21 protein-coding genes and 1 pseudogene are annotated in these 25,348 nt (G+C 46.4%); 3 read left to right on the forward strand and 19 right to left on the reverse strand.

The window, feature by feature from the left end:
- The 9 genes and pseudogenes from AC2JC8_RS02825 to AC2JC8_RS02865 form a co-directional block, all read right to left on the reverse strand.
- Positions 1 to 742, reverse strand: a pseudogene (locus tag AC2JC8_RS02825) (MGH1-like glycoside hydrolase domain-containing protein); the annotation flags it as partial.
- The gene (locus tag AC2JC8_RS02830) at positions 739 to 2,295 is read right to left on the reverse strand and encodes a GMC family oxidoreductase (RefSeq protein WP_484594175.1); all 1,557 of its coding nucleotides are present in this window, start codon (positions 2,293 to 2,295) and stop codon (positions 739 to 741) included. The pseudogene AC2JC8_RS02825 and the gene AC2JC8_RS02830, both read right to left, overlap by 4 nt.
- 24 nt (positions 2,296 to 2,319) lie before the next feature.
- Positions 2,320 to 4,974, reverse strand: a complete 2,655-nt coding sequence (locus tag AC2JC8_RS02835) for an MGH1-like glycoside hydrolase domain-containing protein (protein WP_484400447.1) — start codon at positions 4,972 to 4,974, stop codon at positions 2,320 to 2,322.
- Entirely contained in the window at positions 4,971 to 6,485 is a 1,515-nt protein-coding gene (locus AC2JC8_RS02840; protein WP_484594176.1) for a GMC oxidoreductase, read from the reverse strand. The genes AC2JC8_RS02835 and AC2JC8_RS02840 overlap by 4 nt, the downstream gene beginning before the upstream one ends.
- 12 nt (positions 6,486 to 6,497) lie before the next feature.
- Positions 6,498 to 7,103, reverse strand: a complete 606-nt coding sequence (locus AC2JC8_RS02845; protein ID WP_481930776.1) for a cytochrome c oxidase subunit 3 — start codon at positions 7,101 to 7,103, stop codon at positions 6,498 to 6,500.
- A gap of 3 nt (positions 7,104 to 7,106) precedes the next feature.
- The gene (locus AC2JC8_RS02850; RefSeq protein ID WP_255133987.1) at positions 7,107 to 8,798 is read right to left on the reverse strand and encodes a cytochrome c oxidase subunit I; all 1,692 of its coding nucleotides are present in this window, start codon (positions 8,796 to 8,798) and stop codon (positions 7,107 to 7,109) included.
- A gap of 3 nt (positions 8,799 to 8,801) precedes the next feature.
- Complete coding sequence (locus AC2JC8_RS02855; protein WP_484400445.1) at positions 8,802 to 9,740, reverse strand: cytochrome c oxidase subunit II; 939 nt, start codon at positions 9,738 to 9,740, stop codon at positions 8,802 to 8,804.
- Positions 9,737 to 10,366, reverse strand: a complete 630-nt coding sequence (locus AC2JC8_RS02860) for a DUF2231 domain-containing protein (RefSeq protein ID WP_484400459.1) — start codon at positions 10,364 to 10,366, stop codon at positions 9,737 to 9,739. The genes AC2JC8_RS02855 and AC2JC8_RS02860 overlap by 4 nt, the downstream gene beginning before the upstream one ends.
- The gene (locus AC2JC8_RS02865) at positions 10,366 to 10,866 is read right to left on the reverse strand and encodes a DUF2231 domain-containing protein (RefSeq protein WP_255134190.1); all 501 of its coding nucleotides are present in this window, start codon (positions 10,864 to 10,866) and stop codon (positions 10,366 to 10,368) included. The genes AC2JC8_RS02860 and AC2JC8_RS02865 overlap by 1 nt, the downstream gene beginning before the upstream one ends.
- An 80-nt stretch (positions 10,867 to 10,946) precedes the next feature.
- Here AC2JC8_RS02865 and AC2JC8_RS02870 point away from each other — a divergent pair, with 80 nt between their 5' ends.
- Positions 10,947 to 12,356 carry a class II fumarate hydratase gene (locus tag AC2JC8_RS02870; RefSeq protein ID WP_484594177.1) on the forward strand — a complete coding sequence of 470 codons (1,410 nt, stop codon included), beginning with the start codon at positions 10,947 to 10,949 and terminating at the stop codon, positions 12,354 to 12,356.
- Here AC2JC8_RS02870 and AC2JC8_RS02875 read toward each other — a convergent pair.
- A complete protein-coding gene (locus AC2JC8_RS02875; protein ID WP_484400442.1) occupies positions 12,353 to 12,778 on the reverse strand; it encodes a J domain-containing protein in 426 nt (141 codons plus the stop codon). The two genes, AC2JC8_RS02870 and AC2JC8_RS02875, sit on opposite strands and share 4 nt — an antisense overlap.
- Before the next feature lie 50 nt (positions 12,779 to 12,828).
- On the opposite strand from AC2JC8_RS02875, the gene AC2JC8_RS02880 reads away from it, so the two are divergent.
- Positions 12,829 to 13,575: a 16S rRNA (guanine(527)-N(7))-methyltransferase RsmG gene (locus AC2JC8_RS02880; RefSeq protein WP_484400458.1), complete on the forward strand. Its 747-nt coding sequence runs from the start codon at positions 12,829 to 12,831 to the stop codon at positions 13,573 to 13,575.
- A 2-nt stretch (positions 13,576 to 13,577) separates the two neighbouring features.
- Here AC2JC8_RS02880 and AC2JC8_RS02885 read toward each other — a convergent pair whose 3' ends face one another.
- The 5 genes from AC2JC8_RS02885 to AC2JC8_RS02905 all read right to left on the reverse strand — a co-directional run bounded on the left by AC2JC8_RS02885 (position 13,578) and on the right by AC2JC8_RS02905 (position 16,559).
- Positions 13,578 to 14,789: an aldo/keto reductase gene (locus AC2JC8_RS02885; RefSeq protein WP_484400440.1), complete on the reverse strand. Its 1,212-nt coding sequence runs from the start codon at positions 14,787 to 14,789 to the stop codon at positions 13,578 to 13,580.
- 7 nt (positions 14,790 to 14,796) lie between these two features.
- Entirely contained in the window at positions 14,797 to 15,108 is a 312-nt protein-coding gene (locus tag AC2JC8_RS02890) for a ferredoxin (RefSeq protein ID WP_255132567.1), read from the reverse strand.
- A 14-nt stretch (positions 15,109 to 15,122) separates the two neighbouring features.
- Positions 15,123 to 15,515, reverse strand: a complete 393-nt coding sequence (locus tag AC2JC8_RS02895) for a DUF1257 domain-containing protein (protein ID WP_295457697.1) — start codon at positions 15,513 to 15,515, stop codon at positions 15,123 to 15,125.
- Entirely contained in the window at positions 15,493 to 15,711 is a 219-nt protein-coding gene (locus tag AC2JC8_RS02900) for a DUF2997 domain-containing protein (protein WP_461556157.1), read from the reverse strand. The genes AC2JC8_RS02895 and AC2JC8_RS02900 overlap by 23 nt, the downstream gene beginning before the upstream one ends.
- 65 nt (positions 15,712 to 15,776) lie before the next feature.
- Positions 15,777 to 16,559 carry a HEAT repeat domain-containing protein gene (locus AC2JC8_RS02905; RefSeq protein WP_484594178.1) on the reverse strand — a complete coding sequence of 261 codons (783 nt, stop codon included), beginning with the start codon at positions 16,557 to 16,559 and terminating at the stop codon, positions 15,777 to 15,779.
- A 185-nt stretch (positions 16,560 to 16,744) separates the two neighbouring features.
- Between AC2JC8_RS02905 and AC2JC8_RS02910 the strand changes: the two genes are divergently transcribed.
- Complete coding sequence (locus tag AC2JC8_RS02910) at positions 16,745 to 18,022, forward strand: AmpG family muropeptide MFS transporter (RefSeq protein WP_484594179.1); 1,278 nt, start codon at positions 16,745 to 16,747, stop codon at positions 18,020 to 18,022.
- Here the strand turns inward: AC2JC8_RS02910 and rlmN are convergent.
- The 4 genes from rlmN to AC2JC8_RS02930 are packed head-to-tail and all read right to left on the reverse strand — an operon-like array spanning position 18,019 to position 25,346.
- On the reverse strand, positions 18,019 to 19,065 hold the full coding sequence (gene rlmN, locus AC2JC8_RS02915) for a dual-specificity RNA methyltransferase RlmN (RefSeq protein ID WP_484400457.1): 1,047 nt from the start codon (positions 19,063 to 19,065) through the stop codon (positions 18,019 to 18,021). The genes AC2JC8_RS02910 and rlmN overlap by 4 nt on opposite strands.
- A gap of 17 nt (positions 19,066 to 19,082) precedes the next feature.
- Positions 19,083 to 19,256, reverse strand: a complete 174-nt coding sequence (locus AC2JC8_RS02920; RefSeq protein WP_484400436.1) for a high light inducible protein — start codon at positions 19,254 to 19,256, stop codon at positions 19,083 to 19,085.
- Between the two features lie 3 nt (positions 19,257 to 19,259).
- Complete coding sequence (locus AC2JC8_RS02925; protein ID WP_484419981.1) at positions 19,260 to 23,381, reverse strand: DNA-directed RNA polymerase subunit beta'; 4,122 nt, start codon at positions 23,379 to 23,381, stop codon at positions 19,260 to 19,262.
- A 60-nt stretch (positions 23,382 to 23,441) separates the two neighbouring features.
- The gene (locus AC2JC8_RS02930; RefSeq protein WP_484400433.1) at positions 23,442 to 25,346 is read right to left on the reverse strand and encodes a DNA-directed RNA polymerase subunit gamma; all 1,905 of its coding nucleotides are present in this window, start codon (positions 25,344 to 25,346) and stop codon (positions 23,442 to 23,444) included.
- Between the last annotated feature and the right edge of the window lie 2 nt (positions 25,347 to 25,348).

Genomic DNA, 25,348 nt, shown 5'->3' on the forward strand with positions numbered 1-25,348 from the left:
AACGTTGAACCCCTGGGCCTAACAACTCAGGCACAAACAAAGAGCCATCAGAATTAACAGTTATATTCCTTTTGCTAATGCCTGGATAACCCCACTTCCAGGAATTGCGGATCCAGAGCGTTGGTAACACAGCTATGTATGCTGGTTCCGAGGAAAGATTCTTAACACGGATTCGAATGAATGTATCGTCAAAATAATCTTTTGCATACTCGATGGTACAGTGGAAAACGTTATTATTATTTAAAACACCTGTTTCTTCAATTTCAAATTCATGATCATTGCGAGTTAGTTTTGCATTTTCAGCCAGAAGCTGCTCGTATGGGTATTTACTAACTGGATACACATATAAAGCTTTAGCGTAGCTGTAGGTGGGAGTATTTACTAGATGGTAATAGGCCTCTTTTACGTCCTCCCCATGATTTCCCTCATGATTAGCTAATCCAAAAAGTCGCTCTTTAAGAATGGGATCCCTTCCATTCCAAAAAGCTGGGGCAAAGCATAAGTGACAATTACGATCAGTCCAACCAAATAATCCATCCTCGCCCCACCTATAAACCCTTGATCGTGCATGATCATGGGGGAAAGCCTTCCAGGCATCACCATCCTCCTCATAACATTCACGCACTGTTCCCCATTGACGGTCGGGAAGATAGGTTCCCCAAAGATGCCAATCAACAGCATCAACTGAGGAGCTATGCAACCGACCATATTCAGCAGATTGGCTAAATTGAGTTGAATTCATCCTAACCTCTCAACTAAATGCTCTGATACCCTGATTGCATTTGCGATAGCTGTTAAAGACGGATTAACTGCCCCAATACTAGGGAAGAAGCTTGTATCAACTACGTATAAATTATCTAAGTCGTGGGCCTTACAATTTAAATCGAGAACTGAATCCTCTGGATTAGTGCCAAACCTGCAAGTTCCAGCCTGATGACCAACCGCCGCAATTGCCATATCGGAAGCAAAATATATCTGCCTCTCAGCCAAGTGGTCCTGTTGATATAATTTTTCAAGTACACGCTCAAGTCTGTTCATCAATTCACTCGATGCACGATCATTTGTTGCTAAATAGCTAAGGGTTATTTGACCGCTTGAATCAACAGTTACGCGATTATCAGACTTAGGTAAATCTTCAGTTTGCAGCCAAAAATCTAGGGATCTTTCAGCCAGCTTATCCATAGACCAAGTGGGAGCAAGGGCTGTGAGCTTAGGCTTGTATCCCTTCATCATTGCACCATTAGTTTTACCCGTCATCTGAATATTACCAATGGGGAAATCAAAGTCATTGTCGCCAAAATACCAATCATTAACGGCAATAGTTTTTTGAAAGATGGTATCATTAGGCTCCCGCCCCAAAGCAACAACTGCCTTGCAATTATGATACATATAATTGCGGCCCACCTGGTCTGATCGATTAGCTAGACCATTGGGGTGCTTATCGTTTGCAGACATGAGAAGCAGCCTGGCAGAATTAGCGGCTCCACAACTAACAACAACAATATCACCTGTGAATTTTAGTTTTTCCCCATCTCTATCAACAAGTACTTCTGTAATAGTATCTCCAGCTGAATTGGTATTTAATTTCAAAACATGGCAGCGGGTTAAAAGAGTTAGGGAACTGTTAGTTAAGCCAAGACCTGCCCTTATGCCCATAACCTCAGCATCCCCTTTTGCATGGAGTAGACAGGGAAAACCGTCACATCTATTGCATTTCACACAAGCACTAAAAGGAAGATTGGCCTCATCTAGATTCACCCCAGTTGGTGCATGAAAAGGATGCAATCCCACAGCTTTAAAGCCATCGACCAATTGCTGCATGCGCCGTTCATGCTTAATGGGTGGGTAAGGGTAAGGTGCACTGGCCCTTGGTTCAGTGGGATCTTCACCCCGTTCACCATGAACGTGATACATGGCTTCAGCCCTTGTGTAATAGGGCTCAAAATCGTTGTAACGGAGAGGCCAAGCAGGAGAGATGCCATCAACGTGAATTAACTCCTCAAAATCTCTCTCCCGCAATCTGAAATGAGCTGCACCATAAAGCTTGGTTGCACCACCCACAAAATAATGGCTACCGGGCTGAAATTGTTTATTATTTCGATCCTTCCATGGATCAATAGATACATAACGATCATTTTGGAAAACTTCAGAAGGGTCCCAATTTTGAGGTTCGCGAGGCAGCCAGTCGCCACGTTCAAGAACCAAAACTTTTTTACCGGCTTCTGCAAGGCAACGGGCAAGAGTACCACCGCCAGCACCACTGCCAATAATCACCACCTCATAATGGTTCGTCATGATGAGCTGCACATAAAGAAAACACTACATGGGAGTGTAGCGGTTTAATTGGGTAATCATTTTTAAAACCATCGAAGTCCAACCTGTTTGATGGCTAGCTCCAACGCCAGCACCATTATCACCGTTAAAATATTCATTAAATAGTATTAAATCACGCCAATTTGGATCATTTGCAATTTTTTCACTATTACCATTAAAGGGCCTTTGAGCATTTTGATCTAATCTAAATAGATTTGCTAACCTCGCCTCTAGCTCAAGAGATGCAGCCCATAAGCTAATAAAATTACCAGATCCTGTAGGAAATTCAACCATAAAAGTATCGCCATAATAATGACCAAACTTCTGCAATGCTTCAATAATTAAATAATTAATGGGCATCCAAACTGGACCGCGCCAATTGGAATTGCCACCAAACATAGCCACCGGGCTATCAGCAGGGTTATAAGCAAGGGTTTGCTCTTGGGAACCCTCTCGGAAAGTATAAGGAGACTTTTCATATACCTTCGAAAGAGAACGTATACCAAAGGGGGACAAAAATTCATCTTCATTAAATAAATACCAACAAATCCTTTGCAACTTATCTTTGGGAACCAGGCTGAATAAAGATCTATTGTTATGCCAGGAACCAATATTATCCTCTAACCAAGTGTGAGATGAGCGCTCGCTAAAAAATCTAGCAAATGTTTTGCTTGTATCTAACCAGGGCAACCTTTCAACAGTCGCAACATCAAAGCTTGCCACTGCAAGCAACGGAATTAAACCTGATACAGATCTGGTTCTAAGATAGGTCCAGGAGTTATCAGGGCGTTTTATAACATCATAATAAAAACCATCTTCCTCATCCCAGCTAACATAATCACGACCGTTTAAAGATGGAACATTAAGAGTGATGGCAAGTTGCGCAAAATCAAAAACAAACCTCTCACAAAGATCAGAATACACAGGATCCTGAGTACTTAGTTCAACTGAAATTTGTAATAAGTTAAGGCTTAACATAGCCATCCAAGCAGTGCCATCACATTGTTCAATTCTGCTACCATCAGCCAAGGGGAAACGCCTATCAAACACAGCAATATTATCTAAACCAAGAAATCCACCTTCAAAAACATTATCGCCAGATCTATCATTACGATTAGCCCACCAACCGTATTCAAGCAAAAGTTTAATCATTGCAGAACGAAGGAAAGTATAATCTCCACGTTCTTTTTCACGCCGCTCAATTTGAAAAATTCTTAACGCAGCCCATGCACCTATAGGTGGGTTGGGATCAGATAGTGCCCATTCATAGGCTGGTGTTTGTGCATTTGGAGCAGTATAATTTGGGGATCTCAATAACATGCACTGCTGTTTTGCAGTTTCTGGATCAATTACCGCAAATGCAACGGAATGGAACATCAAATCCCACTGACAAAAATATGGATACTCCCAACTGTCTGGCATTGATATAATGTCATCAGCATAAAGCCTGCTCCAATATGCATTTTGACTATGTTTTCGTTCTTCTGGTGGCGCTGGCTGGTTTGGATCACCGTTTAACCAGCGAGCAACACTCCAATGATAAAACTTTTTACACCACAACAAACCACTTACTGCCGATCTAAAAATTAGTGAATCATCCTCACTTAAACCAACAGAGATAGAATCAAGATAGGCAATACATTCCTTTTCTCGGTTATTAATTATACAATCAAAGCTTTCACCAAATGGCTCTGAGATCAAACAATCACTTAATCGTAGATTCACAATCCACTCCTCTTTTGATAACAGCTTCTTCTCCAATACTAAGCCAGCCTTACTGCCAACTCTGGCTGGATTTATAGCATCATGCTCTCCATTCACAATATAACGATGAAATGCATCTTTTACAAATGGCTGACAATTTGGCTTGTTATAAAGGAGCTGGGAATTTGTTTCATTTTCAGTGAATATCCATTCACCTGGTTGATCACAAGTTAAATAATATGAGCCAAGCTCATGAATATCATCTGTACTTATGCCAGTTTCATTGCACTGGATTGATTTACGTTTTCTCCAATTCTCCCTATATCCCCAATCCCATTCATTTCGAAGCCAAAGACTTGGAATCAGCTTTAAAGCTGCTGTATCAGGGCCGCGGTTTACAACCTTAATTCGTATCAAGATATCGGTAGAACTTGCCTTTGCGTAATCAACAAAAACATCAAAATAATGATTTTCAGAAAAGATACCAGTATCAAGCAACTCATATTCAGGCTGCTGCCGGCTACGGCTAGAATTTTCCTGAATTAAATGCTTATAAGGAAACTCGGCTTGGGGATACTTATATAGCCCACGCATAAAGCTATGGGTTGGAGTATTAAGAAGATGATAAAAATAATCCTTCAGATCCTCACCATGGTTTCCCTCGCCATTCCCAAGGCCAAAGGGTCTCTCTTTCAAAATTGGATCATTTCCATTCCAGAGCGCGATACCGAAACAAATTCGGCCATGGGTATCACTTATACCTAGAAGACCGTCCTCTCCCCAGCGATAGGCCCTAGATCTAGCTTGATCGTGGGGGAAAGAGGTCCAGGCGTTGCCATCCGCCGAATAATCCTCTCTTACAGTGCCCCATTGCCTATCACTTAAGTAACTACCCCACAATCCCCATGCTTTATGCCCTTCATCGCGCTCTGCAATACGTTGCTGCTCTGAACTCACAGCACTGCCTCTAAATGATTAGCCACACGTAATGCATTGGCTATAATAGTTAGCCCTGGCCCAATACTAGGGCAACTTGGAAATACACTTGCATCAGCAATGTATAAATTTTTTATCTCATGGCTCCTCCCTTCTAAATCAACCACCGACGTGGCAGGATTACTACCCATTCTGCAGGTGCCGCAGGCATAACCCATCACACTAATAGGTGCCTCCCCTCTGGGATGGGTAGGTGATTGGCGCACCACATGGGTTAAAGGATCGGCTTCAATTGCCTTTAATGTATCAATCCAGCGATACACCAAACGGTCGTGGGCTTCAGTATTATTTGCAATGTAATTAAGCCTGATCTGCTCGCCTTGCAACGTTATTTTATTATGGGGATCTGGTAACACCTCAGTCATAGCCCACCAAGCAACAGAACGAGCTGCTAACTCTTCAAGACCAAAATTAGGTAATAATTTAGAAACTAAAGATAATACCGGAGGCGATTCAGCAAACAATGCATCCTGCAAAACTCCTCCACAACTCTGGATGTGCCCAAGGGGAAATTTAACATTTTTATCGCCCCAGTAATAATCATTTATTCCAAATGATCGCTGATAGCGACCAGAATTAGGTACGGTTGCTAATTGAAGGATAGAAGTGAGTTGTACCTTCATTAAATTACGGCCAACCTGATCGGAGCCGTTGCTTAAACCTCTCGGGTGGGCATCACTAGTAGAACGCAATAGAATAGCAGGAGTGTTAACTGCGCCGGCAGCTAGTACAACATAATTAGCCTTAAATAGCCATGCCTGATTATTAATCAATGCCTCCACACCTTTGATTTCGCTGCCCGAGGGATCAACATGTAAGCAGCTAACTTTAGCTCCAGTTCTTAACTTGAAATCAGGATGAGTGATCGCCTCGGCTACCCCAAATACTTCAGCATCACCGCTTGGATCCTCTTGATTATTAGACCAGCTGATTGGTAAATCATAGGGATAACAATCATGGCGCAGTAGTGCTTCACGTAGTGGCTCTAAAAAAGGTTCCAGGGGCCTTGGTTTTCCCACGAAGGAGTTATTTCTTGGCGGCTCGGTGGGATCAGCACCACATAAGCCATGCACATGGAATAATTGTTCAGCCTTATCATAAAAAGGGGCAAAATCTGAATAACCTACTTCCCAACAAGGTGATATCCCGGCTTGCAAATGAACGGCTTCAAAATCTTTTTCGCGCATGCGCTCGAGCACTGCGCCCCAAATTTTTGTATTACCACCTAATCCATAAATTGTTTGAGGAGGAAAAGGATCGCCATCAGGGCCGAACCAACGCTCTGCCGGATGATATCTATCTTTTCTAAATAAATCCACATCAGCAACATTTTGATCTGCCAAGGCCATCTGCCCGCCCCTCTCTAGCAGCAGCACCTTATGGCCTTTTGATGAAAGGGCACCAGCCATGGTGCCTCCTGCAGCACCACTACCGATAATGATCACGTCGTAATGCGAGTCGTCAATGATCATTGGGATTCCTCCTTAAGAACGTTGCCACACATAAATAAGCAGAAATAGAATGATCCAGATCACATCTACAAAGTGCCAAAACAGGGAGGTGGCCTGGATTCCCTGCTCTCCACCTTTGTAGTTATTAGGTATAAACGATTTCACCAGCATTAACAACATAAGCAACACTCCTGTTAGCACATGCAAACCATGAAAACCAGTGAGTAGATAAAAGGTGCCACCGAAAGTGCCAGAAGTAAAGCCAAATTGCAGGCCGCTCCACTCCACTGCTTGCCCCCAAAGGAAATAGCCCCCCAAAGCCATGGTTGCTAACCACCAACCTCTAAATCCCCAAATGTTTTGGCGCGCCATTTGCCGTTCAGCCAAATAAATCGTGCCAGAACTAGATACAAGCACAAAAGTATTTATTAAGGGAGTTTGCCATTCCAGGCCTTCTACCCCAATCGGCAACCAATCAAGCGCATTTAACTTTAATAATGCAAATCCAGAGAAAAAGGCAATAAAGATTACGCTTTCTGAGCAGAGAAAAATAATAAAACCGGTGAGGTTATGGCTGGCGTGCATACCGTGGCTGGCGTTCATACCATGGCTTTCATTATTAGCTGTGGTGGATTCCATTCTTTATGCCTCTAAAGGAGATTGGGTTTCATAGGCCGCCTGGTTTTCCACAAGTGGTTTCCCTGTGCCGTAGCCATAGGGTCCGCTGATAACAGTGGGCACATTTTCTTCAAAATTCTCAGCTGGAGGAGGTGAGGGAAGCAACCATTCCAAACCAATGGCATTCCATGGGTTCTGTGGAGCTTGCGGGCCTCGAACCCATGAACTAATCATATTTAAGAGAAACGGAATAATTGAAACTCCTAATAGAAAACTACCCAAACTAGCTACAACATTCCAAAAGGTAAATTCGGGATCATAGGAAGACACTCGCCTCGGCATTCCCATCAAGCCGAGGGGGTGCATTGGAAAGAAGTTAAGGTTTGTACCAATAAAGGTTAGAAAAAAGTGCAACTTCCCCAGACCCTCATAGTACATTCTACCAGTAAACTTAGGGAACCAATGATATATAGCTGCGTAAATACCCATTACTGCAGCGCCATAAATAACGTAATGAAAATGTCCAACCACAAAGTAAGTATTATTAACATGAATATCTATCGGCACCGTGGCGAGCATAATGCCAGTAACGCCTGCAAAAACGAAATTAAAAAGTCCGCCAAGGCTAAAAAGCATCGGGGTATTTAAACGTAATTTGCCTCCCCATATTGTTGCTAACCAGGCAAAAACCTTCACACCAGTTGGCACCGAGATAAGCATAGTTGTAACCATAAATAAATTTCTCATCCATTCCGGTACACCACTGGGAAAGAAGTGATGCACCCAGACAATTAAGCCAAGAAATACAATTGCAAAAGAGGCTAGGGCAACAAACTTATAACCAAAAACAGGCTTACGTGAATGGCAGCTAAATAATTCAGAGAAAATACCAAAAACAGGCAGAATAATTACATAAACCGCCGGGTGAGAATAGAACCAGAAAAAATGTTGATAAAGAACGGGATCGCCGCCGCCCTCAGGCTGGAAAAAACTAGTACCTACTACTAAATCAAATAACAACATAATTGCACCACCGGTTAAAGCAGGCAAGCCAATTAATTGAAGTGTTTGAGCAGCCCATACTGTCCAGATAAAAATCGGCATACGGAAAAATGTCATGCCAGGAGCACGCATCCGAATAATCGTGGTTACAAAATTAACTGCACCCATGATCGAAGAAACCCCTGAAAGGGCTACGGCTGTGAGCCACATCCCTTCACCACTCACAAAATTGCCAAGGGGATTTTGTGTACTCACCGGCGGGTAAGACCACCAACCAGAATTAGCAGGGCCACCTGGAAGCAAAAAGCTGGAAATTAAAATCACCCCAAAAATTGGAACCAACCAGAATGCAACTGCATTCAGCTTGGGGAACGCCATATCCGGAGCGCCAATCATTGTTGGAATTAATAAATTATTAAGACCATTTAATACCGGAAAAATAAACATAAATAGCATGATAGTGCCATGCATCGTGTAAAGCCCGTTATATACAGTGCGATCCACGAGATCGTTCTCGGGAGTAATTAATTCGCCCCTCATAATCATGGCTAGCAAACCACCGATCAGAAGAAAAAAGATTGCAACGGTTATATATTGAATACCTATTACCTTGGCATCGGTATTAAAACTAAAAAATCGTTTCCAATTGTCTGGGGCGCCTGGTACAGGTGCATTTGATTTCAATACGCGAGGATCATAAGAAGCAAGTGTCATGATTTAACCGTTGTGGGGAAGTTGATTTGAGCCGGGCACATTTACCATTGGGGCTGGAGCAGGCACAACAGTGGGCCATCCCCTTGCGCCTTCACTTTGGCGTTGTTTATATTCAATAATTGCATCACTCAAACCAGGTTGCAGAGGCTGAGTAGCCGCTTGTTTCAACCAATCACTATATTCTTCTTCACTTTCCACCACAACATCAGCTTGATTTGTAGAAAACCAGGTACCGCTATACATCGAATCCCTCAAGCGGTAGCGCCCTTCGCGGGTGGGGGTGAGGTTTAGATTAATTGCCCTACCGGGGATAATATCTTGCTTTAACCTGAAAGCAGGAACGTAAAAACCATGAATCACATCTTCGCTAACCAATCTAAAAGTAACGGGTTTATCTACTGGTAAATGTAATTCTGTGGAGCTAACTTTCGCATCTGGATAATTAAATTGCCAAGACCATTGCCTTGCTGTTACTTCCACTTGTTCTGCAGGTAAGCGATCGCCTAAGAACCCCCCCACCTCCTCGATTGGATCGCCGCGATGGATGTGCTCCATCGGGCCCAGCACAGCAAGCTTTTGGTTAACACGAACAGAATAAAAAGCTATACCAAACACAATTAGTGCGGGTATAACTGTCCAAATAATCTCAAGTTTAGTATTACCTTCAACTGGTTCAGCATCACTGGTATCATACTTTTCAGCTCTATTAAAAAGCACAACCCAACCCATTACTGATACCACACCAAAAAATACAAAGGTGGCAAGAGCCGTTTCAAAACTAAATAAGCCATCTACCAACGGCGCCGCAGTGGACGCCTGAACCGGTAGCCAGCGATAAGCCTGGCGGCTCATCCAAAAGCTAAATACAACTAATACTCCTGTCCATACGCTAACTATTGCCAGCGCTGAAACATTAATCCGGGAGGGAGGGCTGCTTGTCATGGCAAAGCTTCTCTGAGATTAGCGCCAGCTGCTAAGAGCTGATCTGCCGTGATGTGCACGCCAAATTCAGCCGCCAGTTGAGCGCCCACGGTGCCATGAATTCCCATCAAACCCATCATTAACACTCCACTAAAAAGATAAATCCATTGCACCTGCCTGCCAAGATCTTTGCGCCATAGGAAACGCTGGTAACCACGCCAAATTGTCATTAAAACAATCAGAGCAAGCAATAAAACTCCCCCCACCCCATGCCACAGCATTGAAACAAAACCCTCAAGGCCAAAGGTGCTAATTACCCCAGGTAGCGGCACCGCAGTGAGCATTTCATAAAAACCTGCTGCCACCGTAAAAAAACTAATTACAGAGCAGGCCAGCAGGTTGTACCAACCCACATCATGGAAACCGGCCCTTGTAACAGGCAAGGCTAAAAATCTGAAAATTCGCTTCTCTAACGGGTATAAAGCACCAGCAAAATCAAAAGCAATCGCTATAACGAATAAGCCGATCGTGAGATGTACCAAGTTAGGGTGAATCGGCAGGCTATATGGGAGATCATTTGCTCCTAATCCAGCTGCTATTTGATTTAAGGGCGCCTCTGATTGGAGCACCACATTAAAAAACTGCATCACACCAACCCCGCCCGCATCGCTTCCACCACCTTCACCGTATGCAATCCATAAACCCAAATTAACTGATCACCCAGATAAACTTGTGCCACCACCAAAGCCGCTAATAAAGAATCAGCGCCGAGAAATGCAAGCGGCAAACTAAGGGGATCTTTGGCTCGCAATACATAGCGCCAGGCCGTTAACACAGATAAAATTCCTGCGAGAGACCAACCAATGGTGCTATGTATATTTAAAATATCGCGAGATGCGCCGTAGGGATTAGCCAAACCAGCCTCTACTTGGCCAAACATGATTGCAACAAAAATTGCAGTTGTAGCAAATAACAAGTTCCACCAGCTCACCTCAAATAAGGCTCGTTTTCCCGCAATAACACCAATAAAATCAAAAAATACTGAAATTAATGCCATCGAGATCACAAAATGAACCACGATCGGATGAATCGTGTCCATCCAGGGCAAGTTGTGATCGTTTAATGGCGGCAGCAGGTGCTCGAGCATGAGCGAACCAAAAACGCTTCTTTCATATTCCTTGATAGTGCCGCAGGATTAAGAGTGTGTGAAATCTACCAATTTGCTTTATGGATCAATTTCTATCTGGCCCCTGGCGCCTGGAATCCGACAGCCTTGGGGAGGTGAAGGTGCCCGCAGATCGCTATTGGGGTGCCCAAACAGAACGGGCTCGCTTGATGTTCCAACTAGGGCAAGACCCCATCCCCACCCCCATGATCCATGCCATCGCAATAATTAAACGGGCGGCAGTTAAAACAAATTACAAACTTGGCCTCATCGATCAAGCACGCTGCAACTGGATTAGCCAGGCAGCACAGGAGGTGGAAATCGGGAAATGGGATTTGCAATTTCCGCTTTCCACATGGCAAAGCGGCAGCGGCACCCAAACCAACATGAACGTGAATGAAGTAATCGCCAATCGCGCTTGCGAACTGGCTGGTGAACCTTTAGGCACTAAAAATTGCGTGCATCCAAACGATCATGTGAATAAAGGCCAAAGCACCAATGATGTATTTCCCAGTGCCATTCAGCTAGCGAGCGAGCGTCAGCAACGGCTTCAGCTTCTGCCAGCACTAAGCGATTTAGCCGCAAGCTTTGAAATGAAAGCTGCTGCCTGGGCTGATGTGGTGAAAATCGGTCGTACCCATTTACAAGATGCAGTACCCCTCACCTTTGGCCAAGAAGTGGGAGGCTGGGCGGCCCAATTGCGCAGCGCCGCCGCACGAATCGAAGCGGGTTTTGAAGAATTACGGCAGATACCTTTAGGGGGAACAGCCGTTGGCACAGGCCTTGGGGCAAAGGCCGGTTTCGCTGCCGCTACCTGTGAATTGCTGAGCAGCTGGGAGGGGGTGAATTGGAGCTGCAATGGCAACCGTTTCGCCTTAATGGGTAGCCACGACGCCCTGGTGCAACAGATGGCTCGCCTGCGGCTACTGGCGGGGGCGCTTCATAAAATTGTTAACGACATTCGCTTGCTCGCTTGCGGACCACGGGCCGGGTTAGCTGAACTGCTTCTGCCTGCTAATGAACCCGGCAGTTCAATCATGCCTGGCAAGGTGAATCCCAGCCAATGCGAAGCTGTGGCAATGGCTACTGCTCAAGTGATGGGCCTTGATCAAGCAGTTGCTATCGGTGGCAGTGGCGGCCACCTCCAAATGAATGTGTACAAGCCTCTAATAGCGCTTAATTTAATTCGTAGTGGTGAATTACTGAGCCAATGTTGCTATTCCCTACGGGTGCATCTTGTAGAAGGGATGAAATTAAATATCAACAAAGTTGAACATTATCGCGATCAATCCTTGATGCTTGTCACAGCCCTAGCACCAGTGATTGGCTACGACCAAGCAGCAAAAATTGCTCAACATGCCCATGCTGAAGGGCTTTCTTTACGGGAGGCCGCCCTTGCCCTTGATGCGATCAGCGCTGAAGCATTTGATCGCAATGTAAACCCAAAAGAAATGACCGCCACTCAAGATTAAAAACGGCCCAGAAATGCCAATGCCAGCCCGATTAATAAACTAAAAACCAAAGCGCCCCCAAGCAGCAATAGGGCGAATAACTCGCCTCCGGATAAAGCTCGGCGCTCGGGAATAATCGTTTGCTGGATTGAAACTTTACTTGAATCTTTACCTGAATTCTTGCTTAAATTTTTACTTTGATCTATGAATAAATCATTGAGTGTTGAATCGTAATTGCGTCTTTGCTCTGGATCGCTCAAAACTGCCATTGCATCTTGCAAAGCCCGAAAACGCTCACTAGCTTCAGCGGCCGGAAGCTCGGTGGTGTCTGGATGAAAGCGTTTGCTGAGGCTGCGAAAAGACGCCCTCAATTCATCCTGGCTGGCCTCCCGTTTTACGCCGAGCAGGGCATAAAGATTGATATGGGGGCCGGTGGAAGCCAAGCCGCTGGGTTCTGCTTGTTGCGATCCTAGGGAAACTTACTTTCCAAACCCTGAGCAACGATCTTCCCTGGGAGCTGCTGGGTTGGCAGCCAAACGAGCAACAGCTGCAGCAATTGCAACAGCTGCAGGTTTTATTGCGGCATTGGAACCAGCAACTAAATCTCACCCGGCTGGTAGAAGGGCCCGATTACTGGATCGGCCAAGTATTCGATAGCCTTTGGCCCCTTCAGCCCTGGTTATCGGGGGCCGCTGCAACAGCTGCAAACTCAAAAGGGTTTGAAGTGGTGGATGTGGGCACTGGTGGTGGCTTTCCAGGCCTTGCAATCGCAATCGCGCTCCCTAAGGCCCAGCTAACCCTGGTGGATTCAGTTGGTAGAAAACTTGAGGCGGTTAGAGCAATGGCCCAGGAGTTGGGGCTTGCAGAAAGAATTTTACTGCGCTGCGAAAGAGCTGAAAAAAGCGGCCGAAATCCCAATTGCCGCGGCAAATTTCAATTGGCGGTAGCAAGGGCAGTAGCACCAGCTGCGGTGGTAGCTGAATACTTAGTGCCTCTACTGGCCCCAAATGCCACAGCTCTGCTTTATCGGGGGCAGTGGAATGCCGTAGATCAGCAAAAACTCTGTGAAATCTGCGCAATATTGCAGGCCAGGGCCGGGGAGCCCCAAGCCTTAGAGCTCCCTGAAGGCAGGGGCCAGCGGCACGTAATCCATCTAACCCCCAAAGGCCCTTGCCCAGCTGCTTATCCAAGGGCGGTGGGAATACCGGCAAAGCAACCCCTAGGGGGAGGCAACAACTAGCTCTAATTACCCAAACGCTGCAGGGCCGTGCCGCCAAGGTTTGCCTTGAGCTTGCGCAGGATTGCCGGAATTTCATCACGCCATGGGCTTTCAGCAAGGGCCGCCTTTAATTCCAGTTCGGATACCGAGCCCGCACTGGCAAGCGGCGCTTCAAATACATCAGCATTGTTACCTGGAAACCAATGATCACCCTGCCCTAGAAGGCCATAACGGGCCTTGCCATAACTCACTAAATCCCATGCCTGCAATAAGTTGTTAAGCCAAAGCAGCACTGGCAAGTTGATCTTGCCTGGGGTTTCTTGCCATCGAGGCAACCCCTGCTGCCAACTTTTTAGCCAGGCTTCACCAAGTGAATCCTCGAGGGCCTGCTGCAGCGAAGCCGAGATAGGAGGCAACAACTCTTTGGCATTTGGCAACATTTTTACGGCTTTTAAATGTAAATCTAAATCCTCAACTTTTGCAGCCCCTACGCTAATAGTGTGGACCCGAGGATCGCTCAAACAGAACAGATCATTAAATACGATCGGATGTAGAGGTTTGCAAAGTTGCTTTAAGCGTTTAGAAGGAGAGTGAAGGTGGCCACCTTTATCGGTGGGGCTAATTAGAAAAATCCCCATATCTTGATCCCTAGCAGCATTTAAAGCGGGGCTATTATCTTGGCGAATGTAGTACCAATGGATATTTACGTAGGCAAAATCGCCACTTGCGATTGCCATTTCAATCAATTCGAGCGGCCCATGGGTTGAGAAACCAACATGGCCAATGCAGCCGTCTTTTTGCCAACGCTGTACAACATCGAGGCATCCACCTGGCCGCAGGCATTGATCTAAATGTTCAGCAAGATTTATGCCATGCAAGGTGAGTAGATCAACCCTTTGCACCTGCAGCAAGTTGAAGCTGCGTTCCAGCTGCGATTCAAATATTTTTGCATCTGAATTAGGCGCAATTTTTGTTTGCAAAATTCGCTGCGGATCATGATGCTTCGCCAATAACTGGCCAAGTTGCAATTCAGAACTGCCATAAAACCTTGCTGTTTCAATGTGGTGCATGCCAGCAGCCATAGCTGCTACAAGGATTTGCTCAAGGTTTTGCTGGCCTTCAAGCTTGATCTCAGCCAGGGGCAAATCACTCCAACTCTGTTGAAAACGCATTCCCCCAAGGCTCAAGAGTGGCATTGCCAGCTCGGTTCTGCCAAAACGGCGAGTGGGGATCATGGCTGGCTTACGGGCTAGGCAATTGCTCAAACGGCAGCCAATGGATGCAGTCCACTGGGCATGTGTCGATAGCTTCCTGCACCCGTTCAAGGCTGTCGCCGTTTTGTCTGATTACCCGCGATCTACCTCGATGGGGTTCCACTAAAAAAGTGTTGCAAGCCACATGGGCGCAATAACGGCAACCAATACAAACATCTTCATCAACCCAAATTGCCTCCTGGCGCAAACTACCCCCCAGCAGGGGCTCTTTACCTGTGCTGCTCTCGCCCGGCGCGGCAAGGGGTTGGGTTGCAAAAGCAATAGAAGGATCGATGCTCACGGCAAGCTTGGCAATCAACCCTGCCAGCGGGTAACTACCAGCTCAATGCTGCCATCAACACTTGCCCGTTGATCACTAACAACAAAGCCTTCGGCATTTGCACTACTAAGAATGCTATGCAGCGCATATCTCTGGGTTAATTGAGCCATAAAGCGTTCCAAAGGAATTGGTAAGCGCCATAAATCAAGATCAGTTACCAACTCATAGCGTTTTTCAGTGCTGTTCCAACGAAATCCAATGTCGCCCCCTTCAGGCTGCGGGCAACAAAGATCAGCCACTTCCGTTTGGCCTTGGTAGCCACGCAACAGCTGATTTACTTCAGTTGGGGTTTGGCCAATATCTTTCAGTGCTGCCAGTAATGCAGCACGATCGCGAAGCTCAGTTTTAATCGTGCTGAAGTGAGACATTACTGATTTGTTTTTGGTGAAGTTCTGCGGAAGCAGAAAGGTAATAATCGGAAGTGGAATTACAACGCTGGATACTGCCTAACCTTGCTTCGATCAGCTTAGTTAACTGCAAACAGCCCTCCCCTTGCACGCCTTCAACAAGTTCTTCCACAACGCCGTTAGGGCGAATGCAAAAGCGTATGGTTTGTTGTGGCATAAGCGCTTCCTCGCTTGTATGAGCTTACCCAATTTTATTTATTAGCTGCGATCAGATACGCGAGATCAAACCCAACCACTCTGCAAACGCGCCATAAGGGTTGGATCGTTTAACTGCTCAACCGCGTTTAAGGCGTCGTCCCTCACCCCGGAATCACTGTCGTGAAGACAGGCCTGCACAAGCGCCTCCTTCATTTCCTCCTGCAGCTCTCTAGCTAGTTGCAATTCTGAATCTGCGATTAGTCGCCCCAAACTCCAGGCGCTGTTGCTTCGCACTGCAGGCTCGGTATCAATACGCAAGCTCAGGAGCAACTGGCGTGCCACCTCAGTTCGTTGCTCTTCGTTATTCAAGTTGCAATCAACGAGGGAGCTGGCGGCCCAAAGACGCACCGCAGCGATATCTGTGCTTAAGGCCTGGAGCAGTGCCGAAACCACCAGTGGATCGGCGTAGTTCCCAAGGGTCCAAGCGAGCGCTTTGCGCACAAACCCATTGCTCTCCTGCTGCAATTGAGGCAGCAAAATAGGTAATGCCTCTGGATTTGGATTGCGGCCAAGGGCATAAACAGCGCTCATGCGCAGAATTGGGCAACTACTTTTAAGCAAAGGCATCAGTAGCGGCAGCGCCCGAGGATCGCGGTGCTCACAAAAGAATTTCAACCCTTGCAATTGCTCTTCGTGATCTCCAGCTAAATCAATAAGAGCCTGATCCAGTAATTTTTGCTGCTGCTCATGCCCTTGGGGGCAATCGCTATCTGTCGGAATTAAATCAAGCGGATCAAGGGCCTCCTCCGCCTCCAACTCCTCTTCCAATAGAGCTAGCTCGATAACCAATTCACTGTGGTTAGTCATTGAGCTCAGGCCAGTGGCGCTGGCGCAGCCATATCACCGGGCAGCCAGATACGAGCGCTAACCGCAAAAAGCGCAGCTGAAAAAAGCAAAAGGATTAAAGCCGGCAGCAGCTTAGATCTAAAAAATGCCATCGAATTCACCTACGAATTGCATTCTATTCTCACTGTTGCAAAGCCCCTGTGCCGATGAATAATCCAAAAAATAATCGCGCCAGCAGTAAGCGCATTTTTACGGTGGGAATGGAGGGGGTGGCAAGCGGTGCTCCTTACATGGTGGGCAGCAAATTGCTTCAAGGATGGCTCAGCGCAAGCAATATTCCTCTTCCTTTAATTGGCTTACTCCCCCTTGCTGAACTGCCATACACCTTAAAAATGTTTTGGGCACCCTTGCTGGATCGCTGGCCCATTGCCTGGCCAGACCGCCGCAGGGGCTGGATTCTTGTTACACAACTGCTGTTGGCGCTGGTAATTGGCTCGATGGCGTTGTTGCAACCGAGCACAAACCCAAAAGCTCTAACCGCCATTGGTCTTGTGGCCCTAAGCCTGGCGATCTGCAGCGCCAGCCAAGACATTGTTGTGGATGCCTATCGCACTGATTTGCTACCAGAAGAGGAGCGGGGCGCTGGGGCCGCTAGCGCATCACTTGGCTATCGCGCTGCAGGTTTGGCAATAAGTTCTGGTGGCTTCTTACTCGCTGGCACCTATGGCTGGCCCGCTGCATTTATTGCAGCAGCAGGAATCATGTTGTTAGTGGTTCCTATCACTATTACTGCCCCAAGTGTGCCGCCTCTAAGCAAACCAGTTACAAGTTTGCGCCAGGCAATTATTGGCCCCGCCAAAGAATTCCTAAACCGAACTGGAGCGAATAAGGCGCCTATTTTATTGCTACTGGTGTTACTTTATCGCTGGCCAGATGGATTATTAAATGCAATGGCTATTCCTTTTCTAAGCCGTAATGGATTCAGCGAAGCAACCATTGGTTTAGTTCAAGGGGCCTGGGGTATTGGCGCCACAATTTTAGGCACGATAGTTGGTGGCATTTTGTTTAGTTATCTCGGCATGAATCGCTCTCTTTGGATTTTTAGTGCCTTTGGGGCAGTTGGCAATTTGAGCTACTGGGCCTTGGCACAATTTCAGGGGGGCACTTTTGCCTTAATGCTTGCGGCGGCATTAGAAAATATTGGTGGCGGCATGGTGGGAGCGGCATTCGTGGCACTACTAATGAGCCTCTGCAACCCCCGCTATTCAGCTACTCAATACGCTTTGCTTTCCGGTGTTTACGCCTTGAGTCGTTCATTGTTATCTGCACCTGCAGGTCTGTTGGCAGAACGGTTGGGATGGTCTACTTTTTTTCTATTTAGTGCAGCGGCAGCAATACCAGCCTTCATATTGCTTGCCTATGTGGCGCCATGGCAGGAACGGGAAGCTAGGGGAGCTTTTGATCCAGCAAAAGATCAGATCTAAGTTGAAACCAAATTATTGAAACGACGCCGTAATTGTCCGCAGGCTGCATCTGCATCAAGGCCGCGGCTAGCGCGCACACTTACGGCAATTCCACGACTTTGCAAATTGCGCCTAAACGCCTCCACAGCAGCATAACTCGGGCGTTTAAATGTTTCTTCCTCGATCGGATTATAAGCAATTAAATTTACATGGCTCTGAAAGCCGCTAACAAGATCAGCAAGGTCTAGAGCTTGCGCTGGATGATCGTTAAGACCACCTAACAAAATATATTCGAAACTTAATCTACGGCCTGTTGCAACAACATAATCACGGCAATCAGAAAGCAGTTTCTCCAAAGGGTAAGCATGGGCGGTGGGAATTAATTCCTCCCGCAACTGTTGATTTGGCGCATGCAAACTCACTGCAAGAGTGTATTGAGCCCGCCCTAAACGCTCTTGAGCAAGAGCAGCTAATTTTGGCAATGTATTGGGAACACCAACAGTACTAATAGTGATTTGACGTTGAGCCATCCCTAAATCTGTACATAAGCAATCGATTGAGGCTAGAACTGCGTCGATATTTAATAATGGTTCACCCATCCCCATAAAAACGACGTGGCTCGGACGTTGCTGCATCACCTCCCTCACACTTAAAACTTGATCAACAATTTCGTGAACAGCAAGTGAACGCTGAAAACCACCCTTGCCGGTAGCGCAAAAACGACATGCCATAGCGCAACCCACCTGCGTGCTTACACATACCGTGAGTCGATCGGGATTAGGAATACCTACTGTTTCAATACTGAGGCCATCGTGGGTAGCAAGTAGCAATTTAGTGGTGCCATCAAGTGCAACATTGCGTTCTAATTCTCGGGAGCGACCGATCCAGTCAAAGGCATCTGTAGGAGGTTGTTCTAATAGTTGTTGCCGAAATAATTTTGGCAACACCGAAACTTGATCGAGTTCACGCACACCCTTGGAATAAAGCCAATCATGTAGTTGCCTTCCCCTAAAAGCGGCCTGCCCCCGCTCCTGCACCCATGCCTCAAGGGCAGCTCGACCCATCCCAAGCAGTGGCGGATTTAGGGCCAAACAAGTAAGCCGTGCTTAATCCAAATTTCAACAGCTAGCAAAGAAATGAAGCCGAGCATTGCAGCACGACCATTTAATAGCTCACAGTGGGTATGGAAACCAAATCGAGGTAACTGCCGTTTTGGTATCAAGGTAGGTTGCAATGGTTGAGGCGTAGAAATCATTTTTCAGCTCTCCTCGCTTAGTAAGCCCTCTTCCAATAAACCTTCTAGGGCTTCAGGATCTGGCAATAGCTCTTCAGCACTTAATTCTTCACCTGCCGGACGGGCAAAAGCAGCAAAATTGCTACCTTCCGAAATGCCATGGCGGCTGCGAGTGGCTTGCATTTCATCATCTGAAGGATCATCTAAAACAGCTGCACTTGGTTGAGGCAAGGGCATTTCAACTGTGTAATCGGGCCTAAGAGCACTAGCCCTTCTGTAGCTTGCATTCTCCTCATCGAGGATGTCTGGATGAGGACCAGCTTCTGCTTTTAGCTCCTCCTCAAACCCGCTGAAACCAGTACCTGCAGGAATTAAACGGCCAATGATCACGTTCTCTTTCAAGCCACGTAGCCAATCACTCTTACCTTCAATTGCAGCTTCCGTAAGAACCCGAGTGGTTTCTTGGAAGGACGCAGCCGATATAAAGCTATCGGTATTCAGAGAAGCCTTTGTGATGCCAAGTAAGACAGGTGTAAATTCAGCGGGCGCACCGCCTGTGATGGCGATTGCTTGATTCACTTGATCAACTTGACGCAACTCAATCAGCTCACCGGGCAGAAGAGTTGTATCACCTGCATCCTCAACTCGAACTTTATTAGTCATCTGGCGAACAATCACCTCAATATGTTTGTCGTCGATTGTTACCCCTTGAGATTTATACACATTTTGTACCTCTTGAACCAAAGCGGTTTGCAAACGAGATATGGCCTGATTTGCAGCATCCATCGAGGCATTGCGAGAACGCAAATCCTCAAATAGAACCTCCAGCAATTCATGGGGATTAATGGGCCCATCAGTGAGCAAATCACCAGATTCCACAAGCTGCTCATCGCTCACCATCACGGTGCGTCCGAGCAGGATTGGATATTCAGTACTTAACTCCTCACCTTCAACAACCGAAACTGTAGGTGAATCTTCATCTTCCTTTTGTTCGATTTTTACACTGCCAGCTTTCTTACATAACACCGCCGATTCACGGGGCCGGCGAGCCTCGAGCAATTCCTCAATCCGAGGCAAACCCTGAACAATATCGCCAGTTTTTGCGCGTTCAAAAACCAGCTGTGCCAAGGTGTCACCTCGCAAAACGAGATCACCATCGCGCACATGCAAGATTGAATCTGGTGAAACCATATAGGGCCTACCTACTCGCAAACTTACAGATGTGGCTGAAACCAATTCAACCTGACCGCTGCAGGGTGCAACTAAATCATCTGAAAGAGGTTCACCTTCAACAATGCGCTGGCCGATAACCGCGGTGGGCTTCCCTTGTAGAAGTTTTACTTCCAGTAAGTCGTCAGGCCTTTCAACAATCAAGCGCCTTATCGGTTCCCCCTCAGCACTATCTGGAAGTTGAACAACACCGTCATCCTTACAAAGAATTTGAACTGTTGCTACAATATCACCACGCTTAATTGAATCACCATCCGCCACTTTCACCTGAGTGTGGGTGGAACCATGGCTAGCATCAGAGAGAGTATCGCGACGAACTAAATGTGATTCAAGAATTACGAGTTGCAAGCGATCAATAGTTTTTGCGCGCTTATCTGGAACCATTTCCACGTCCACAGTCATCTGGGGAGTAGTGTCATATGTTTCAAGAATAAGCTGAGTGCGCAACAACTCAACTCCATCAACAGATTTAACAAGCTCAGCATCTTTAAAGGTGAGACGCTGAACAGCCTTAAGACCCAACGATGGTCCGTTTGCTTGTTTTACGTTACCAAGTTCTGGCCGATGAGCTTCATCCGGAATTGCATATTCCTCCACCGGACGCAATAGCAATGCACCACCTTCTGGGGTATCTACAGATTCAACAAATAACATCGCTTCTGCCACTAAACCAGGAGCTATTTCCTCACCGGGGTTAACCATTTTGCCCTCTTCAGCAAAACGGCTCAACACCTTGCTATCAGCTACTAAATGCAAAGTACCTGAGCGCACAATTATTTCACGCAAGATGTCATTTTTCTGCGTAACAGTTACGATACCTGCGGTTTGACTAAATATATCTTTAACAACCTCAGTTCCAGCCTCAATCCACTGACCATCCTCAATCATTAACAGTGAAATGTCTTTATTTATCTCATGGGTTTCCTGTGGAATCCAAAGTAAAATTCCGCCTTTTGAAACCTCATAACCATGCTTTGCACTGCGCGCTTTTTTGATACCAAGACCAGGGGCAAATTTAATTAAACCGCCGGTTTGAGTGCGAAAGCGATCATCTGTAAGTTCGGCGATTACCTCACCATTTGCAATCTTTGTACCTGGCTCGGTATTGAGCCGATAACGGATATTATCCTTGCCTTCAAGATGCCAAATCTGGCCGCTATGGGTAGTGGTGGCAATTAGCTTACAGTCTTTAAGCAGCATACTAGATGTAACGATTTCCACCTCTCTTGAGTCACCTTGAGATTCCCGAAGCCTTACACTTCCGCCATACTCACTAATTTGACGACTTTCGGCAAGTACATCACCGTTGTGAACATCACTGGCAGCCTTAACAACAGGATATGCATTTGGAGGAAGATTATATACATCTCCACCGAAAACCCAAAGCCGGCCCAAACGTTGCGCCTTGAGAGTAATGTTACCTTGACGATCTGGAACTTCCTTAGGTTGAATAACATCTTCGTAACGCACCTGGCCAGCTAAATCACAAATTACATCCTTGCTAGCTTTCTCAATGCTCTTTTTAACTGCAGCACCGGTAGATATCTGGGCTAAAATCATATCATTAGGAACACTCGCGCCATCGGCAACGAACAGAATGGATCCGGTTGTAATATCTAGCTTCTGATTTTTACCTTTAGTGTTTGGTTTTAGTGTAAGACTAAAATCAACTTCAGCGATTTGGGCTTCAACACCATGGGGAGTGCGGTGTGGACGAACCCTTGCCTTGGAATCAAATTGAACAATGCCATCTACCAAAGATCGAACAACCCCAGTTTCTGCAGTGGAAACTCCACCGGTGTGGAAGGTACGCATGGTGAGCTGAGTTCCAGGTTCACCGATTGATTGGGCGGCGATAATACCAACAGCCTCTCCTAAATCGACTAATTCGTTGTATGCCAAAGCCCAGCCATAACACTTCCTACATACAGAACGGGCCGCTTCGCAGGTGAGGGGGGAACGAACTCGAACCTCTAAAACTCCTGCCTTTTCAATCGCCTTACTTAGTAGAGGATCAACTTCAGTATCTCGTTCAGCAATGATGGTGCCATCAGCAGCTAAAACAGGCTCAGCGATAAGCCTTCCAACCAAGCGATTACGGTATCGACCGTTATCTTCAGCGGCAACAATAATGCTACGCATTGTACCGCAATCATCCTCCCTTACAATTACATCTTGAGCAACATCTACCAAGCGGCGAGTTAGATAACCAGAGTCCGCAGTGCGTAGCGCTGTATCAACTAAACCCTTCCGTGCACCATAGGAAGAGATTACATATTCAGTAACTGTTAAACCTTCCCGGAAATTAGTACGAATCGGTAAATCGATGATCTCCCCTTGAGGGTTTGCCATCAAACCACGCATTCCCACCAACTGACGCACCTGAGACATATTGCCACGAGCGCCAGAGTTGGCCATCATCCAGACGGAATTAAGAGGATAGTTATCATCAAAATTACGCTTAACAGAATTTACTAAACGTTCGTTAGTTTCAGTCCAGGTATCAATAACCTTGGTATGACGTTCCACCTCCGTAATTTCACCAAGGCGATAACGCTCTTCAGTTTGGGTTATCTGCTTCTCTGCATCTTCAAGCAATTGAGGTTTATCCTCTGGCACCTTTAAATCATCTACAGAAATAGATACTGCCGCCTGGGTAGCATAACGAAAACCAAGATCCTTCAGATCGTCGGCCATCGCAGCAGTGGTAGCTGTGCCATGGTGTTTATAAGCCCAAGCAACCAAACCTCGCAAACCTTTTTTATCAATAATTCGATTACGGAAAGGTGGAGCCATCCGCGAGGGCTCACGTTTTGCCGCTGCTTCTGCAGCTGCCAGCGCAGCGGCTTCTGCGGCCTTGGCTGCCTTCGACTTGCTGGAAGATTTGCGGGCGGCGGGCTTGGAGGTGCTGGTCATGACCTAAAACGGAAGGGGATAGTTAAGAGAGATTTAGCTGATAAACAAAAGCAGGGCGAATTACCTAGTAACCACCGCATCAATAATCGTGCGGTTCATAACAACTCGTCCAGTGGTGGTTAGTAGATAGCGACTGATCAAGGCACCGTCTTCATCGAGACGATCACGGCGATATTTCCACTGCTCCACCCTGGTGCCATCACTGAGGGTTTCACTTTTTAGTGGTTCTGTTGCTTCATCATCGTCCTCAACTTCACCACTAAAGCGAACCCACAACCAATCATGTAGCTTGATACGCTTTTCAGCGTATGCGTTGCACACATCACTGAGGCTTGCAAAGCTCCATGCCCGATCACCAAATTCCGGTATGGCATTCTCTTTACGGACAGCGGTTAGGTAATAAGAACCAAGCACCATATCTTGAGAAGGTGTGATTATCGGCTCCCCAGTTGCAGGAGAGAGAATATTGTTGCTGGCAAGCATCAACATACGAGCTTCGGTTTGAGCCTCAAGAGAAAGAGGAACATGCACAGCCATTTGATCACCGTCAAAATCGGCGTTAAAGGCTGGACAGACAAGAGGATGCAATTGAATTGCACGGCCATCCACTAATTTAGGTTCAAAAGCTTGAATTCCAAGGCGGTGCAAAGTTGGAGCACGATTCAACATTATGGGATGTCCATCAATAACTTCTTGCAACACCTGCATCACCTCATCATCAGCCCGCTGAATCATTTTCTTTGCGGCCTTAATGTTATTAACAATGTTCTGACGAATTAAGCGATGAATAACAAACGGCTGGAAAAGTTCGATGGCCATTTCCTTAGGAAGGCCGCACTGATGCATTTTAAGTTTCGGACCAACTACAATTACGGAACGACCAGAATAATCAACACGCTTACCAAGCAAGTTTTGACGGAATCGCCCCTGTTTACCTTCAATAATATCGCTAAGGGATTTAAGCGGTCTGTTATTAGCTCCAACGACAGTTCGGCCACGGCGTCCGTTATCAATTAAGGCATCTACTGCTTCCTGCAGCATCCTTTTTTCATTCCGAACAATAATTTCAGGAGCAAGTATTTCCTGAAGCCGCGCAAGTCTATTGTTTCTATTAATTACTCTGCGATAAAGATCATTTAGATCAGAAGTAGCAAAACGCCCACCATCCAACTGAACCATGGGCCGCAAATCTGGCGGTATAACTGGGATAGCATCGAGAACCATCCATTCAGGCCGAGCGCCAGTAGCTATAAAATTATCAATTACTCTCAAGCGTTTGATGAGCTTGGCGCGTTTTTGCCCTTTGCTACCGTTTATATCTTCGCGTAATTCCTCGGCTATTTTTACCAGTTCTAAATCTTCCAACAAACGCTTTAATGCTTCAGCACCAATGCCAACCTCTGGCTCATTTTCAATCTCAGAATCTTCAGCAAAAATTTCATCCTCGATTTCCAGCCACTCATCTTCAGTGAGCAGCTGCTTATATTTCAAAGTTTTGTGATCACCGGGCTCAAGAACCACATAACAATTGAAATATACAATCTGCTCCACATCTCTTAAGGGCATATCTAAAAGGATCGCCACATAACTTGGTATACCTTTCAGATACCAAACATGGGATACAGGTGCCGCAAGCTTAATAAAGCCCATGCGATGGCGGCGCACTCTACTTTCAGTAACTTCCACGCCGCAACGTTCACAAACGATGCCGCGATGTCTAACCCTTTTGTATTTGCCGCAATGGCATTCCCAATCCTTGGATGGTCCAAATATTTTTTCACAAAATAAGCCATCCATTTCAGGCTTAAGGGTGCGGTAATTAATGGTTTCAGGCTTGGTTACTTCGCCCACCACTTGGCCGTTGGGCAGGGTGCGCTGCCCCCAATCCATAATGCGCTCAGGGGAAGCGAGCGTGATTTTGACGTAGTCGAAGTGGCTTTCGGTACGGGTGTTGCTGTTGGTCATGG

Source organism: Synechococcus sp. (genome assembly GCF_982614295.1).